The sequence below is a fragment of the Anaerotignum lactatifermentans genome, from assembly GCF_016902535.1.
Lineage (GTDB): Bacteria > Bacillota > Clostridia > Lachnospirales > Anaerotignaceae > Anaerotignum > Anaerotignum lactatifermentans_A.
Genome location: NZ_JACSNY010000053.1, coordinates 1 through 375, shown reverse-complemented (window position 1 = coordinate 375; position 375 = coordinate 1). Strand labels below are relative to the sequence as shown.

Here is a 375-nt window from a genome sequence, read left to right as displayed (position 1 = left end):
GGGTACCGGCCACATGGCGCAGCCGGGCACAGACCAGCATGAGAGCAGAGTTGCCGTCAGGGAAGCTACCTACTACACGGGTGCGGCGACGGATCTCTCGATTTAGCCGAGACCGTTTCAAGTTTTGTGTAAAGTGAATAAACTGATATAAGATATGTCATTAGTTACTTTGGGCAGAGCCTATTTTTTGAGGTTCTGCCTTTGTCTGTATTATAATGCAGTTTCCGGACATGTCAAGCAGGGCTGGTCAGTCCAGCCCTATCAGGCCGGCCGCTGCTTATAATCCTGACAGCCTTTCTTCAAAAAATATCTCCAGCTGCGAATGAATCTGGCCCCAATCCTGTCGGTGTCCGGTCCATTTTTTCGTGATATCTA

General features: G+C 49.3%; 1 pseudogene. It reads right to left on the bottom strand.

The features are described from left to right. Positions 1 to 115, bottom strand: a pseudogene (locus tag H9X84_RS12815) (transposase); the annotation flags it as partial. Between the last annotated feature and the right edge of the window lie 260 nt (positions 116 to 375).